The sequence below is a fragment of the Nocardioides nitrophenolicus genome (assembly GCF_016907515.1).
Taxonomy (GTDB): Bacteria; Actinomycetota; Actinomycetes; order Propionibacteriales; family Nocardioidaceae; genus Nocardioides; species Nocardioides nitrophenolicus.
This window is the reverse complement of the sequence record NZ_JAFBBY010000001.1, coordinates 1169678-1183575: the sequence shown is the minus strand read 5'-3', so window position 1 is coordinate 1183575 and position 13898 is coordinate 1169678. Positions and strand designations below refer to the sequence as shown.

Here is a 13898-nt window from a genome sequence, read left to right as displayed (position 1 = left end):
GGTCGTACCCACGGGTACGACGAGCGCAGGGGACCGGTTCAACGAGAGGAGTCCGCGGTGGTCGAGAAGGCCCAGGCGTACTGGATCACCGAGCCGGGGCACGGCGAGATCCGGCCGGCCGCGCTGCGCGAGCCGCGGTCCGACGAGGTGCTGGTCCGGGCGGTGCGCTCGGCGGTCAGCCGGGGCACGGAGTCCCTCGTCCTCGCCGGGCGGGTTCCGCCCAGCCAGTTCACGATCATGCGGGCGCCCTTCCAGGAGGGGGACTTCCCCGGTCCGGTGAAGTACGGCTACCTCAGCGTGGGCGTGGTCGAGCGTGGTCCCGCCGAGCTGGTGGGCCGTACGGTCTTCTGCCTGCACCCCCACCAGACGGCGTACGTCGTGCCGGCGGCGGCGGTCGTGCCCGTGCCCGACGGCGTCCCGCCCGAGCGGGCGGTGCTCGCCGGCACCGTGGAGACCGCCCTCAACGCGCTGTGGGACGCGCCGCCGCTGCTCGGCGACCGGGTCACCGTCGTGGGCGCGGGGCTGGTCGGCTGCTGCGTGGCGCGGCTGGCCGCGGGCGTGCCGGGCGTACGGGTGACCCTCGTCGACACCGACCCCGGGCGGGCCGCGGTGGCCGCCCGGCTCGGCGCCGGCTTCGCGGGCCCGGGCGAGGACCCCGGACGCAGCGACCTGGTGGTGCACGCCAGCGCGACCGAGGCCGGACTGCGCCGGGCGCTGGAGCTGGTGGCGCCGGAGGGCACCGTCCTCGACCTGTCCTGGTACGGCGACCGCGAGGTCAGCCTGCCGCTGGGCGAGGCCTTCCACGCGGCCCGGCTCACCCTGCGCGGCAGCCAGGTGGGCGCGGTCGCGCCGGCCCGCCGCGACGCCTACAGCGGGCGCGACCGGCTCGCGCTCGCGCTCGAGCTGCTCCGGGACCCGGGCTTCGACGTCCTGCTCACGGGCTGCTCGCCCTTCCGGGAGCTGCCGCGGGTGCTGGCGGGGATCGCCGACGGCTCGCTGCCGGGACTGTGCCACGCGATCGACTACGAGGAGGCCTGAATGTTCCGGGTGACCGTCCGCGACCACATCATGATCGCCCACAGCCTGCGAGGAGAGGTGTTCGGACCGGCGCAGCGGCTGCACGGCGCGACCTACGTCGTCGACGCGACCTTCGCCGGGCCCGACCTCGACGCCGACGGGATCCTGGTCGACATCGGCCGCGCCACCGAGGTGGTGCGCGAGGTGCTGGCCCGGCTGCACTACCGCAATCTCGACGACGAGGACCTGCTCGCCGGGCAGAACAGCTCGACGGAGGTGCTCGCCCGCTGGGTGGCGGACCGCTTGGCGGAGCGGGCCTCGGCCGGCGACCTCGGGCCGGGCGGCCGGAGTCTCGCGACGGTGGGCGCGACCCTGCACGAGTCGCATGTCGCGTGGGCCGCCTACGAGCGGCCGCTGTGACCGTCCACGTCGTCGTCCCCGACGGCGTCGACGACCCGCGGCGGCCGAGCGGGGGGAACGTCTACGACCGCCGGCTGGTCGCGGGCCTGGTCGCGCTGGGGAGGGAGGTGCGCGAGCACCGGGTCGGCGCCGTCGGCCTGGCCCGGGTGCTGGCCGAGCTGCCGGACGACGCGGTGGTCCTGGTCGACGGCCTGGTCGCGTCGACCGACGACGTGCTGGTCGTGGAGAGCCACCGGCTGCGGGTGGCGGTGCTGCTGCACATGCCCGGCTCCGGCCCGGCCGAGCCGGCGGTGCTCCGTGCGGTCCGGGCCGTCGTCACCACGAGCGCCTGGACCGGCCGCTGGGTGCGCGAGGCGGCGGGGGTGCCCGCCGACCGGGTCCACGTGGCGCGCCCCGGCGTCGACCGCGGCCCGCTCGCGACCGGCACCGCCGCCGGCGCGAACCTGCTCTGCGTCGGCCCGCTGACCACCGCCAAGGGGTACGCCGACCTGCTCGCCGCCCTCGCGGACGTCCGCGACCTCGACTGGACCTGCCGGTGCGTCGGCGCCTCGGATCTGGAGCCGGCCGTCGCCGACGCCCTGCGCGGCGTCGGGCGGGTCGAGCTCACCGGCCCGCTCTCGCCGGCCGAGCTCGACCGGCTTCGGGCGGTCAGCGACCTGGTGCTGGCGCCGTCCCACCGCGAGTCCTACGGCATGGCGCTCGCCGAGGGCCTGGGCCGCGGGCTGCCGGCGATCGCGACCGACGTCGGCGGCCACCCCGAGGCGCTGGGCACGGCCGACGACGGGACGCTGCCGGGAATCCTGGTCCCGGTGGGGGATCCGGCCGCCCTCGGCGGGGCACTGCGGGGATGGCTGACCGATGCCGGGCTGCGGGCCCGGTGGCGGACGGCCGCGGCGCAGCGCCGGCTCCGGCTCGGGACCTGGGCGGACACGGCCGCGCTGGTGGCCGGCGTGCTGAACCGGACCGGGCCGGCCGTCGTACGCACGGGGGAGGGAAGGAGCTGACCATCGACAGGAGAGCGCTCGCCGCGCGGATCCGGCTGGTCGCCGCGGTCGCGATCCTGGTCGTGCTCGCGGCCCGACTGGGCGCGCGGCCCTTCCTCGACGGCCTGGCCCACACCGACCCGCGCGGCCTGGCGGTCGCGCTCGTCGTCACGGCCGCGACCACGGCCTGCTGCGCCCGGCGCTGGAGCCTGCTGACGACCGGGCTCGGCGTGCCGGTCCCGTTCCGCGACGCCTACCGCAGCTGCTATCGCGCCCAGCTGGTCAACGCGACCCTGCCCGGCGGGGTGCTGGGGGACCTGCACCGCGGCTACCGGCGCGGACGGCAGGCGGGTGCGCTCGGGCGCGGCCTGCGCTCGGTGGTGTGGGACCGGGCCAGCGGCCAGGTGGTGCAGGCCGGACTGGTGGTGGCCGTCGTACCGCTGCTGCCGGGGGCGGTGCGGGGCTGGGTGCTCGGCGTGCTGGGCGTGCTGGTCGCCCTCGGGGTGCTCGCGCTGGCCACCGCGGCGCCGCTGCGGCGGGAGGCCGCGGCCGCGCTCGACGGAGTGTGGCCCGAGGTGCTGCTGCTCTCCGCGCTCGCCGCCGGAGGCCACGTCCTGGTCTTCCTCGTCGCGGCCCGCACCGTGGGCGTCGAGGTGGGCACCGGCCCGCTGGTCGCGCTCGCGCTCCTGGTCCTGCTCGCCTCGGCGATCCCGGCCAGCGTCGCCGGCTGGGGGCCGCGGGAGGGCGCCGCCGCGTGGGTGTTCGGAGCGACCGGACTCGGCGCGGCCTCCGGGGTCGAGGTCGCCGTCGTGTACGGCGTGATGTCGCTCGTCGCGACCCTGCCCGGGCTGCTGACGCTGGAGGGAGGTCCGGCATGGGTCAGCGGCCGTACGTCGTCCTGAGCTGCTGCGTCTCCCTCGACGGCTATCTCGACGCCGGCGGCGCGGAGCGGCTGCTGCTCTCGAACGACGCCGACTTCGACCGCGTCGACGGGGTGCGGGCGGGCTGCGACGCGATCCTGGTGGGCGCGACGACGGTGCGCAATGACGACCCACGGCTGCTGATCCGCTCCGAGCGGCGCCGCCGGGAGCGGATGGCCGCCGGCCTGCCGGCGGCGCCGGTCAAGGTGACCCTGACCGGCGGTGGTGACCTCGACCCGGGCGCCCGGTTCTTCACCGCCGGCGACGGCGACAAGCTCGTCTACTGTCCCGACCCGACCGTCGCCGGCCTGGAGAGCCGGGTCGGCGCCCACGCCAAGGTGCTCGGGCTCGGCCCGGAGGTCCGGATGGCCGACCTGGTGGCCGACCTGGCCACCCGTGGGATCCGCCGGCTGATGGTCGAGGGCGGCGGAACCGTCCACACCCAGTTCCTGACCGCGGGGCTGGCCGACGAGCTGCAGCTCGTCGTCGCGCCCTTCTTCGTCGGGGACTCCCGCGCCCGTCGCTTCGTCGGCGACGGCACCTTTCCGTGGCATCCGGGCAACCGGGCCGAGCTGGTGGAGACCCGCGCGATCGGGGACGTGGCGCTGCTGCGCTACGCGCTGTCGGGGCGCTGCCCGCCGGCGGCCGGCTGAGGGAGCCGGCTCACATTCCTGCAACGCCGGGCGCTGCCGGTTTCTGAGTCTTGTCGGTGGTGGGGCAGCGGCGTTTCGATGAGCGCCGATCCACCCCTCCCATCGAAAGGTTCTTGCATGTTGTCTTCCCGGATCCACAAGATCTCCGCCGGAGTCGCGTGCCTGGTCGCAGCCTTCGCGGGCGCGACCCTGTCGACCGCCGCCGATGCCGACAGCACCGCGGCGTGCCGACGTTCAAGCAGTTCGAGGCCTCGACGTACGTCGACGTCGACGGCGCCTATGTCGTCAACGGCGACGAGGCGATCAGCAACCGCGCCGACCTGCGCTCCTTCTACGACACCATGGTCGCGTCCAAGAAGACCAAGGACAACGGCCTGGTCGTCAACACCGTCAACGGCGCCGACGACCGGTGGAGCGCCACCCAGGTCGCCAACCTGACCTACTGCGTGAGTACCAAGTTCGGCACCCGCCACGACGACATCGTCGCCGCGATGAGCGCCGGCGCCGGGCTCTGGGAGGCCGCGTCGTCGAGGATCAACTTCGTCTACGTCCCGGCGCAGGACCGCAGCTGCACGACGCGCAACAACGCGGTGCTCTTCTCCGTCGAGCCGGTCTCGACGACCCAGTACATCGCGCGGGCCTTCTTCCCCAGCACCCCGAAGCGACAGCGCAACGTCCTCGTCGACGACTCGATCTGGACCTCCGGCACCTGGGAGCCCGGCGACATCCTGGGCCACGAGCTCGGCCACACCCTCGGCTTCCGCCACGAGCACACCCGGCCCGAGGCCGGCACCTGCTTCGAGGACAACAACTGGCGGCCGCTGACGCCGTACGACTCCTCCTCGATCATGCACTACCCCCAGTGCAACGGCGGCTCGGCCGACCTGGAGTTCCAGGCCTCCGACGCGGCCGGCGCGCGGGCGCTCTACGGCTCCTGACCCCTCCCGGTGGACGACGAGGGGGCCTGGGCCGGTGATTCGGGCCCCCTCGTCGTACCGCCCTAGACTCAGCGCCCGTGGCACTCACCATCGGCATCGTCGGTCTCCCCAACGCGGGCAAGTCGACGCTCTTCAACGCGCTGACCAAGAACGACGTCCTCGCGGCGAACTACCCGTTCGCCACCATCGAGCCCAATGTGGGCGTGGTGGGCGTGCCCGACCCGCGCCTTGCGAAGCTCGCCGAGATCTTCGGCTCCGAGCGGATCCTGCCCGCGACCGTCGAGTTCGTCGACATCGCCGGCATCGTCCGCGGCGCCTCGCAGGGTGAGGGCCTCGGCAACAAGTTCCTCGCCCACATTCGCGAGTCCGCCGCCATCTGCCAGGTCACCCGGGTCTTCCGCGACGAGGACGTCACCCACGTCGACGGCGAGGTCAACCCCGGCAACGACATCTCCACCATCCAGACCGAGCTGATCCTCGCCGACCTCGAGACGGTCGAGAAGGCCGTCGTACGGCTGGAGAAGGAGGCGCGCAAGGTCAAGGAGCTCGTCGCCAACCTCGAAGCCGCCAAGGAGGCCAAGGAGGCCCTCGAGGCCGGTACGCCGATCATCGCCACCTCGATCGACCGCTCGCTGCTGCGCGAGCTCTCGCTGCTCACCGCCAAGCCGTTCATCTACGTCTTCAACTGCGACGCCGACGAGCTCTCCGACGACGCGCTCAAGGACAAGATGCGCGAGCTGGTCGCCCCCGCCGAGGCGATCTTCCTCGACGCCAAGTTCGAGTCCGAGCTGATCGAGCTCGACGACGAGGAGGCCGCCGAGTTCCTCGCCGAGGCTGGTGTCACCGAGCCCGGGCTGGAGGTGCTGGCCCGCGTCGGCTTCGACACCCTCGGCCTGCAGACCTACCTCACCGCCGGCCCCAAGGAGTCGCGCGCCTGGACCATCCCCAAGGGCGCCACCGCCCCCGAGGCCGCCGGTGTCATCCACACCGACTTCCAGAAGGGCTTCATCAAGGCCGAGGTCGTCTCGTTCGACGACCTGGTCGCCGCCGGGTCGATGACCAAGGCGAAGGAGGCCGGGAAGGTGCGGATGGAGGGCAAGGACTACGTCATGGCGGATGGTGACGTGGTGGAGTTCCGCTTCAACGTCTGAGGACGGCCCCGTCGTGACGGCATTAGTCTTCCGTCATGACGAGCGATCCGGTCGAGGTCCTGCTCGCTGAGGCGCTGCGTGCGATCGTCGGATACGTGGAGGCTCGCGACGAGTCCGCGACCGAGGATGACGACGTCCGAGCTCTCGAAGGCGTCGCGCACGTGCTTCACCAGGTGGCGTCACAGGACCGCGACAGGTTGATGACGCTGCTCGGTCCCCGGCTGTCGTTCGAGGTCGGGCTGTCTGATCAGCTGCCCGAAGATTAGTGTGTCGTCGCCGCGCAGAGCAGTGGAGTTCTGCCCCAGCGCGTCGTTCGTGTCCTGGATGAGCAACTGACTGCGCCCAATCAAGTGGGGAGTTGGTCTCCTCTCCCGAAGTCCGATGTGCATCGATCGCGTGACGGGCGGGACCGCGCGCTCGACTACCGTGAGCCGCGTGGACGATCTGGCCTTCTTCGAGCTCGAGGGCGAGACCTTGACGGCCGGCCAACTTGCGTTCTTGGTCGCACTCCGGTCGCGGTTGAACGATCGTCTTCGCCCCTACTGCGGCGAGTTGACCGAAGACAGCCTGCTGATCGTCCTCGACGTCGATGCGCCCGACACTGCACTTGTCTCCGTGGGCCTCGAGTTGCGCCGTGGCAGCTCCGGGGAGACCGGATCAGCGTCCACGATCGCTCATTTCCGACCAGCCGAGCAGTCGATGGCTTCCTGGTGGAGGGTGCCCCGGAGGAGTTGGCCGCTGCGGGAGCGGCACTGCTGGAGCGGTTTGCCGATCGCCCGATCGTCAGGCACGAGTGGCTGCATCGAGGCAAGGTCTATGCGGACTGCTATCTATTCGAGGATTCGGGCGAACGGCTGTCGCAGATGTACCGCGGAGATTGGGCGCCACGTGGGCAGGAGAGGCGCCTGATTGCGGAAGGGTTCGTACATGGCAAGGGATGGGTTCAGACCAGGGGGCTGGGAGAGCCTGATCGCGTCGTGCACGTTCGCGGCGAGCGGTGACTTTGCCGATACGCCGAAGGGACCGCTCATGCCTATCTGCAACGCAAAGCGGTGGAGTTCCGCTTCAACGTGTAGTTCGCCCGGGTGACGAGCGGCGCGGGCGCCTATCGGTCCTTGATGTCGATCGATGCCAGCATCTGCTCGATCAGCTGGTCACCGTCGGCGACCTCGGCCGGCACCTGGAACTGCAGCAGGAAGTGCCTGTCCCCGACCACCCCACCGACGACGTAGTGACGGAGCTCGTCGGTGCGCCCGTCGAGCACGAAGCACTCCACCTGGTCCAGAACCCGGTTGGCGACCCGCGTCGGCGCCGCCGGCTCGACCGCCAACGTCCGCTCCCACCCCGCGGCCTCGTCGTCGGTGTCACGACCCGGCTGGTTCGGGGAGTCCTGCACGATCACCTTGAGGGTTCCACCTGTTGCCGGGTGGAGCAGGGCGACGACGATCACGTCGGTCTTGGTCAGGCGCCAGCCGGGCACGTCGGTCAGCCGCATACTTACCGTCGCGACGCCGATCTCCTTGCCCGTCGCCGGCACCACCGACGGCGTCTCGGGTGCCGACGTCTCAGGTGCTGGGGACGTGGCCTCCGGAGTGCTCCCGGTGCTGCCGGTCGCGCTCGCCGAGGGCGTGTCGCCGGTGTCTGGGTCGTCGTCCGTGCAGGCCGACAGACCCAGCACCAGCACCGCTGCCGGCACCAGTCGCAGCACCCGAGAGATCGTCACCACTGCGCTCCTGTCACGATGGGAGTGCTCAGTGTGACATCACCGTGTGGGCGGCACCGGGGATGTCTGACGGTCTTTGCCCCGTCTTCGACGGCGGCTCCCGCGACCATCTCGCTGTCGTATCGGGCGTTCCCCGTTCGTGGTAGGGGTGAGTGGCGCCGGAGGCGGCGCCCGCGACCACCAGAGGAGCGAGCAGATGACCCATCCGCCGGAGAAGGTCCGACGCCTGTTCGAGCTGATCGAGCCGATCGCCACCGTCAGCTTCTCCGCTGACGTCGACCGCGCGTTCCGCGAGGTCGGGATGCGTGGCTTCTGGGACGGCTACTTCGCCGGGCGGGCGGCCCCGCTGGGCCTGGCGCCCGCCGCGGTCGTCCACGCCGCTTTCTACAACTTCGCCGACGGCGAGGTGGCCCGGCACCTCCCGTGGGTGTGGACGCGGATCAGCCCCGAGGACGCGATAGCGCTGCGGGAGCGCGCCAGCGCCACCGCGCTCCGGGACCGCCTCGGCGCCGTCGCCGAGGATGCGGGTCTGCGCCGGGTCGCCGATCTGGCCACCCGAGCAGCGCTCAGCGCGCCGACCGAGGGCCGCGTCCTGTACGCCGGCCTCCGGGCGATCGCCGTACCCGAGGAGCCGGTCGCCCGCCTGTGGCACGCGACCACCCTCCTGCGCGAGCATCGAGGGGACGGCCACATCGCCGCGCTGGTGGCCCACGGCATCGGCGGGCTGGAGGGGCACGCGCTGCTGGCGGCCTCCGTCGGCCTGACGCTGGAGAACTTCGGCCGCACCCACCATCTGCCGGAGTCCGAGCTGGCGGCGGTCGCCGCCGGCCTGCGTCGACGCGGGCTGCTGGACGGCGCCGGCGCGATGACCGACGCGGGCCGGGCGACCAAGCAGCGGATCGAGGACCTCACCGACACCCTCGCGACGGCGCCCTACCTGGCCCTGAGCGCCGAGGAGCTCGACGAGCTGATCGCCGGACTCGAGCCCGTCTTCGCCGCCGCCCACGAGCAGGTTCCGCTCGACGCCTAGCCCCGCGCTCCGACGATCGCGGCGATGTCGCGCGCCAGCTCGACGCGGGCCCGCGCGGTCTCGGGGCGGGGGTCGTCCAGGGCGATGACGAGGACGCGCTGCTCGCCGATCACCACGGCGAGCGGAAGGTCCTGGTGCCGCCCGATGCGGCGGCGTACCTCCGTCGCCCACGGCTCCTCCACCTGCCCGGCCGCGGCCCAGGCGGGGGACAACGAGTGCGGCCTGTCGCCGAAGCTGGCGCGGGCGGTACCGGTGGCGGCGGGGACCACGACGACCTCACGCCGGCGGTCCGAGCGCCCCGAGCCCCGGGCGGCGCGGAGCACCCAGGTCTCCACCCTCCCCTGAGGGACGACGACCCGCCCGCGCGCGGCGGCGACCCGCCAGCCACGAGGCAGGGCGAGCAGCGCGTCCGCGGCGTCGGCCGCGCCGTCCGCGCCGAGTTCGACCGCGGGATCCTCGCGTGCCCAGGCCGCGCGTGCGGCCCCCACCCCGCGATGGACGGCGTCCGGCGCGAGGGTGCGCGCCGCCACGAGCACGGCGAGCGCCCCGGCGACCAGGGTGGCAACCGCCACGAGGAGCTGGGTCGGGTGGCTCGCGCCCGCCGTCAGGAGGACGGCGCCGACGCAGGCTGCGATCGCCGCCAGCGCCGTCAACGGGACGACACCGGCGGCCCGGGTCCAGGTCCGCCGGGTCACGAGGGGCACGGCGCGAGCCTAGGAGACTAGGGCGTCGACTCGGGTCCCGGCGCGGCGCCGTCGTAGAGCAGGTTGTCCATCGTGCGGCGCAGGGGCTGGTCGGTGAGGTCGCCGTTGCTGGCGACCTGGGTGAGGTGCTCGGCGAGGTCGCGGACCTTCATGTTCTTGCTGCGCGACCACCAGCGCAGCATCGCGAACGCCTGGTCGGCGTCGAGCCCGTAGGCCAGCATCAGGCTGCCCTTGGCCTGCTCGATCGCGGCCCGGTGCTCCGCCGACGCCGCGACCGCCTCCCGGGCCTCCTCGCTCGCGACCTGCGCGAAGTCGTCGGTCAGGTCGACGTAGTAGCCGTCCAGCTGGGTCACCGGGACCTCGGTGCTCGGGTCGCACACGCCGCCCTCGGACACGAGGACGACGCGCCGTTCGACGTCGTCCTCGGCGGCCAGGAGGTAGCAGACGCTGAACGGCTCGCCGGTCGTCGTGGAGCGGATCAGGACCTCGGCGATCCGCTCGCGGTCCTCGGGCGCGGCACACCCCAGGACGTACTCGGTCGTCGGCTCGAGGTCGCCCGGCTCCATGCCGTGGATTCGGAACACCTCGTCGTCCCACTTCCAAGTGCCCGTGGTGACGTCGTGGGTGAACCGCCCGGCCCGCGGGGACCCGTGCGACGGGATCGACTGTCCGGCCACCGGCTTCCTCCAGGCTCGCTCGCACCTTCGGCACCCCGAGAGGGGCGCATGCCCCTGTCCGGCAATGAAAGCACCCGAGGCCCGGGCTCGGGAAGAGTGGGAAGGAGGGTCGACCCCAGCCGGTGCCTGGGAGCCCACCTCCCCAGCCAGGGCCTCGCCGACGGATGCCCGAACGTCCCCAGGGCCGTACGCCGACTGCACCGGCACTACCCGCGCCGGCCGGGGTCAGTCCCGCACGGCGACGGAGAGTTCCGGCGGGCGTGCTGGTCAGGCGCTACCGGGCGGCGAGGTGGCGTCCCCGGCGTACCGTTGAGCACGAAGCTCCCGCGGCGCGTCCGGCGCCGCGACGGGCGCGACGAGAGGCGGCGCCGTGAGTGCGCCCGAGTTCCGGTACCCGCACAGGCATCCCGACGCGCTCGGCCTGCTGCGGCTGAGGCTGACCGACGGGCACGATCCGTCGCTCGCCGACGGTCTCTGGCTGCCGTACGGTCGCGACCTGGCCCGGGAGGGGGCGCACCTGGTCGACGAGTTCCCAGTCGAACGGGGCCGGGTCGACCGCCTGGCCTATGCGCCCGGCGACTGGGAGGCCGGTGCGACCGCGATCTTCACCCGGTACGGCCGGGTCAAGGCCGGCTCCCTGCCCGAGGAGCGCGGGCGCGGCCTGGTGCTGCTCCGCCTGCACACCTGCGAGGTGCTGCGGATCCGCATCGCGTGGCCCGGCAGCGGGCGCGCACCCGGCTGATGAGCGCCCGGGTTCAGGAGTCATCGAGTAACTGCCATGCTGCGTCGACCCGCTGCCAATCCCCGGCGGTGACGCAATATCGACTGGCGCCGTCCGGTTGTCGTCGTCAGGGTGAGCGATGAGGCAGGCAGGGGTGCGATGAACAGACAGGCTCGGCTCGGCATGGTCGTGACGGCGCTCGCGATCGTGTACGTCGTCTGGGGCTCCACCTATCTCGGCATCCGCGTGGTGGTCGAGGAGATGCCGCCGCTGACGAGCATGGGCGCCCGGTTCGTGGCGGCCGGCCTGCTGCTCAGCGTGGTGCTGCGGCTGCGGGGCGTGCGACTGGGCGTCAGTCGCGCCCAGCTGCTGGGCGCGGCCACCCTCGGGCTGCTGCTGCCGCTGCTCGGCAACGGCCTGGTGGCGGTCGGGGAGAGCAAGGGCGCGCCGAGCGGGGTGGCGGCGCTGCTGGTCGCGGCCGTGCCACTGTGGGTCGTCGCCTACCGGGTCGGCAGCGGCGACCGGCCGCGCGGCTGGTCGGTGCTGGGCGTGCTGCTGGGCTTCGCCGGCCTCGCCTGGCTGGTGCTCGGCGGCCGCGACCAGGGCGACGTGCCGATCGTGGGGGCGGCGTTCGTGCTCGCGGCGAGCGGTTTCTGGGCGTTCGGCTCCTGGGTGCAGCCGCGCCTCACCCTGCCGGAGAACCCGTTCGTGGTCGCCGTCCACGAGATGTGGACGGGCGGCGTGATGATGGTGGCGCTAGGGCTGGTGCTGGGGGAGTCGCCCACGCCGCTCGCGTACGACGCGCGGGCCTGGCTGGCCTGGGCCTATCTCGTCGTGATCGGGTCGATGGTGGCCTTCACGGCGTACGTCTGGCTGCTCTCGAACGCGCCGATCAGCCTCGTCGCGACCTACGCCTACGTCAACCCGGTCGTCGCGGTACTCCTCGGCTGGGCGATCCTCGACGAGCCGGTCACCCGGGCCGTCCTCGTCGGCGGCCTGGTGATCGTGGCCGCCGTCGCCGTCGTGATCACCGTCGAGCGCCCACGGCGCACGGTCGAGGACCCGGCGCTGGAACCGGCCTCACCGGCGTGACCGGCGTGACCGGCCGGCCCGCCGGCTACCGGCGGAAGGTGACGTGGACCGTGCCGCTCTCGGCGGTCTCGGTGACGACGTCATAGCCCGACTCGAGCCCACGCAGGTCGTCCCAGAGCCGGATCCCGCGCCCCAGCAGGATCGGCGCGATCGCGACGTGGAGCTGGTCGACCAGCCCGGCCGCGAGGAAGTCGCGGACCACGCTCGCCCCACCACCGACCCGGACGTCCTTGCCGTCGGCGACCTCGAGCGCGCGGTGGAGCGCCTCGCGAGGGGTCGCGGAGAGGAAGTGGAAGGTGGTGCCGCCGGCCATCTCGATGGGCGGGCGCGGGGCACCATGGGTCAGCACGAAGACGGGGATCCGGAACGGCGGCTCGTCGCCCCACCAGCCGCGCCAGTCGGGGTCGTCGGGGAAGTCGTGCAGCCCGAACATGCCGGCGCCCATGATCTCGGCACCGAGCTCGGCGAAGTAGGCCTGTGCGTAGGCGTCGTCGACGCCGGTGGTGCCCGCGCCGGACGTGTCGTGGAGCACCCGCTCGCGGAAGGTCCGGGTGGCGACATAGGCGCCGGTCAGTCGCGGCCAGTCGTCGCCGAACGGGTTCTCGGGCGTCTGGTCGGTCGTGGTCGCGAAGCCGTCGAGCGAGATGTTGAGGTCGACCCTGACTGCCATGGCGACAGCCTAGGACTGCCGGCCCGCGATCCGGCGCAGCATGTCCCGGACCGGCGTACGTCGGCCGGCCCGGTGCAGCGCGGTGAGCCGCTCGACCTCCGCCTCCAGCCGCCGGATCCGCTCGCGGGAGCGCTCGTCGAGCTCGGCCGCCGCCAGCTCGCCGACGGTGCTCCCGAACCACCCGGCCGTCTCGAGGCTGATGGCGGTCGGTGCGGCGAGGTCGACCGGGTGCCGGTCGGGGTCGGAGAGCAGGTGCGCCGGGTCGCCGACGACGATCGCGTCGGACGCCTCGAGCGCGGCGATCGAGGTGCGGGTGGCGTCGTTGACCCGCTCGACGACCTCGCGCGACAGCAGGAGCCGGTCGCCGCTCACCGACGGCGGCGGTGCGTCGCCCATCCGCCGCCCGACCCGGCGGAGCACCCGGGGCCAGTGGTCGTGCTCGTCCCGGCGGTTCCGGCGCGCGAGGTTGAGGTGGCGCAGCATCTCGATCTCGGCGTACGGCGGCGACGAGTTCGCCACCGGCTGCGGCTCCAGCACGCCGTCGACGCCGAGCAGCGCCTCGAAGGTGCGGTGGTTGAACCAGCGGTCGGCCGGGTCGGCGCACACGAACACCAGGCGCCCGGGCGCGAAGTGCCGGCCCCAGGTCGCCAGGATGGCCTGCGGAGCGTAGGTCCGCATCGCCCGGGCGTGGGGATGCTCGGGGTCGAGCACCTGCGCCAGCCAGCGTCCGAGCGGCTCGGTGGCGCCGCGCCGGACCGCCTGCTGCCAGTGGGAGGGGAGGAGAGCGGCCGTCGGGCGCAGGGTGACCACCACCGTGGTGTCGGCCCCGAGCGCGTCCGCGATGGCCGCGACCCGGTCCGGAGCGGCGCCGCTGAAGGCCTCGCTCGACAGCACCGCCAGGCGGGCGCTCGACGTACGGAAGCGGCGGGCGATCCGCTCCCACCGCTGCGCCGCCCGCTCGGCGTCGGCGGGCATCGGCAGTGGGGCGCCCGCGGCGTACCTGGCCGCGCCCAGCGGGTTCGGGCCCCGGCTCACGTAGTCGACGCCCGCCGCCGCGAGGGCATCACGGGCGGCGTGGAAGGACGCCTGGAGCGCGGACGTGCCGGTCTTGGGCAGCCCGATGTGGAGGAGCCGCGACCCGTCGGGCAGGGGTTCGGGCACGTCGAACCGGTGCATGGGGGGAGGCTCCTGGTGCGCGT

16 protein-coding genes are annotated in these 13898 nt (G+C 73.3%); 11 read left to right on the top strand and 5 right to left on the bottom strand.

Annotation, left to right across the window (positions count from 1 at the left end; translation table 11 throughout):
• Positions 1 to 57: 57 nt before the first annotated feature.
• The 8 genes from JOD66_RS05760 (at position 58) to JOD66_RS05730 (ending at position 6348) form a co-directional block, all read left to right on the top strand.
• Positions 58 to 1038 (top strand): zinc-dependent alcohol dehydrogenase, encoded by a 981-nt coding sequence (locus JOD66_RS05760; protein WP_204835969.1) that lies wholly within the window; start codon positions 58 to 60, stop codon positions 1036 to 1038.
• Positions 1039 to 1437, top strand: a complete 399-nt coding sequence (locus JOD66_RS05755; RefSeq protein WP_204835968.1) for a 6-pyruvoyl trahydropterin synthase family protein — start codon at positions 1039 to 1041, stop codon at positions 1435 to 1437. It begins immediately after the preceding gene.
• On the top strand, positions 1434 to 2441 hold the full coding sequence (locus tag JOD66_RS28145; RefSeq protein ID WP_307823321.1) for a glycosyltransferase family 4 protein: 1008 nt from the start codon (positions 1434 to 1436) through the stop codon (positions 2439 to 2441). Before JOD66_RS05755 ends, JOD66_RS28145 begins: the two co-directional genes overlap by 4 nt.
• Positions 2357 to 3322 carry a lysylphosphatidylglycerol synthase transmembrane domain-containing protein gene (locus JOD66_RS05750; protein ID WP_239545915.1) on the top strand — a complete coding sequence of 322 codons (966 nt, stop codon included), beginning with the start codon at positions 2357 to 2359 and terminating at the stop codon, positions 3320 to 3322. Before JOD66_RS28145 ends, JOD66_RS05750 begins: the two co-directional genes overlap by 85 nt.
• Positions 3295 to 3993: a RibD family protein gene (locus tag JOD66_RS05745; RefSeq protein WP_204835966.1), complete on the top strand. Its 699-nt coding sequence runs from the start codon at positions 3295 to 3297 to the stop codon at positions 3991 to 3993. Before JOD66_RS05750 ends, JOD66_RS05745 begins: the two co-directional genes overlap by 28 nt.
• Before the next feature lie 224 nt (positions 3994 to 4217).
• On the top strand, positions 4218 to 4931 hold the full coding sequence (locus tag JOD66_RS29380) for a M57 family metalloprotease (protein WP_204835965.1): 714 nt from the start codon (positions 4218 to 4220) through the stop codon (positions 4929 to 4931).
• A gap of 77 nt (positions 4932 to 5008) precedes the next feature.
• Positions 5009 to 6082, top strand: a complete 1074-nt coding sequence (ychF, locus tag JOD66_RS05735) for a redox-regulated ATPase YchF (protein ID WP_204835964.1) — start codon at positions 5009 to 5011, stop codon at positions 6080 to 6082.
• Positions 6083 to 6117: 35 nt separating this feature from the next.
• The gene (locus JOD66_RS05730; protein WP_204835963.1) at positions 6118 to 6348 is read left to right on the top strand and encodes a hypothetical protein; all 231 of its coding nucleotides are present in this window, start codon (positions 6118 to 6120) and stop codon (positions 6346 to 6348) included.
• 839 nt (positions 6349 to 7187) lie between these two features.
• On the opposite strand, the gene JOD66_RS05725 is transcribed toward JOD66_RS05730, so the two are convergent.
• On the bottom strand, positions 7188 to 7805 hold the full coding sequence (locus tag JOD66_RS05725) for a hypothetical protein (protein WP_204835962.1): 618 nt from the start codon (positions 7803 to 7805) through the stop codon (positions 7188 to 7190).
• A gap of 196 nt (positions 7806 to 8001) precedes the next feature.
• Here JOD66_RS05725 and JOD66_RS05720 point away from each other — a divergent pair, with 196 nt between their 5' ends.
• The gene (locus JOD66_RS05720) at positions 8002 to 8835 is read left to right on the top strand and encodes an SCO6745 family protein (protein ID WP_204835961.1); all 834 of its coding nucleotides are present in this window, start codon (positions 8002 to 8004) and stop codon (positions 8833 to 8835) included.
• On the opposite strand, the gene JOD66_RS05715 is transcribed toward JOD66_RS05720, so the two are convergent.
• Together JOD66_RS05715 and JOD66_RS28935 are read right to left on the bottom strand one after the other, a co-directional pair.
• Positions 8832 to 9539 carry a hypothetical protein gene (locus JOD66_RS05715; RefSeq protein ID WP_204835960.1) on the bottom strand — a complete coding sequence of 236 codons (708 nt, stop codon included), beginning with the start codon at positions 9537 to 9539 and terminating at the stop codon, positions 8832 to 8834. The genes JOD66_RS05720 and JOD66_RS05715 overlap by 4 nt on opposite strands.
• Before the next feature lie 17 nt (positions 9540 to 9556).
• A complete protein-coding gene (locus tag JOD66_RS28935) occupies positions 9557 to 10216 on the bottom strand; it encodes an ANTAR domain-containing protein (RefSeq protein WP_204835959.1) in 660 nt (219 codons plus the stop codon).
• Between the two features lie 370 nt (positions 10217 to 10586).
• Between JOD66_RS28935 and JOD66_RS05705 the strand changes: the two genes are divergently transcribed.
• Both JOD66_RS05705 and JOD66_RS05700 read left to right on the top strand, forming a co-directional pair.
• Entirely contained in the window at positions 10587 to 10958 is a 372-nt protein-coding gene (locus tag JOD66_RS05705; RefSeq protein WP_204835958.1) for a DUF5994 family protein, read from the top strand.
• 138 nt (positions 10959 to 11096) lie between these two features.
• Positions 11097 to 12029 (top strand): EamA family transporter, encoded by a 933-nt coding sequence (locus JOD66_RS05700; RefSeq protein WP_204835957.1) that lies wholly within the window; start codon positions 11097 to 11099, stop codon positions 12027 to 12029.
• A 25-nt stretch (positions 12030 to 12054) separates the two neighbouring features.
• Here JOD66_RS05700 and JOD66_RS05695 read toward each other — a convergent pair whose 3' ends face one another.
• Positions 12055 to 12699, bottom strand: coding sequence for a dihydrofolate reductase family protein (locus JOD66_RS05695; protein WP_204835956.1), 645 nt, complete (start codon positions 12697 to 12699; stop codon positions 12055 to 12057).
• Between the two features lie 9 nt (positions 12700 to 12708).
• The gene (locus JOD66_RS05690) at positions 12709 to 13875 is read right to left on the bottom strand and encodes a hypothetical protein (RefSeq protein WP_204835955.1); all 1167 of its coding nucleotides are present in this window, start codon (positions 13873 to 13875) and stop codon (positions 12709 to 12711) included.
• Positions 13876 to 13898: the final 23 nt, after the last annotated feature.

Coding starts and splice junctions, on each gene's coding strand:
- JOD66_RS05695 (WP_204835956.1), bottom strand. CDS start 12,699: ATGGCAGTCAGGGTCGACCTCAACATCTCGCTCGACGGCTTCGCGACC.
- JOD66_RS05720 (WP_204835961.1), top strand. CDS start 8,002: ATGACCCATCCGCCGGAGAAGGTCCGACGCCTGTTCGAGCTGATCGAG.
- JOD66_RS05755 (WP_204835968.1), top strand. CDS start 1,039: ATGTTCCGGGTGACCGTCCGCGACCACATCATGATCGCCCACAGCCTG.
- JOD66_RS05745 (WP_204835966.1), top strand. CDS start 3,295: ATGGGTCAGCGGCCGTACGTCGTCCTGAGCTGCTGCGTCTCCCTCGAC.
- JOD66_RS05700 (WP_204835957.1), top strand. CDS start 11,097: ATGAACAGACAGGCTCGGCTCGGCATGGTCGTGACGGCGCTCGCGATC.
- JOD66_RS05690 (WP_204835955.1), bottom strand. CDS start 13,875: ATGCACCGGTTCGACGTGCCCGAACCCCTGCCCGACGGGTCGCGGCTC.
- JOD66_RS05730 (WP_204835963.1), top strand. CDS start 6,118: ATGACGAGCGATCCGGTCGAGGTCCTGCTCGCTGAGGCGCTGCGTGCG.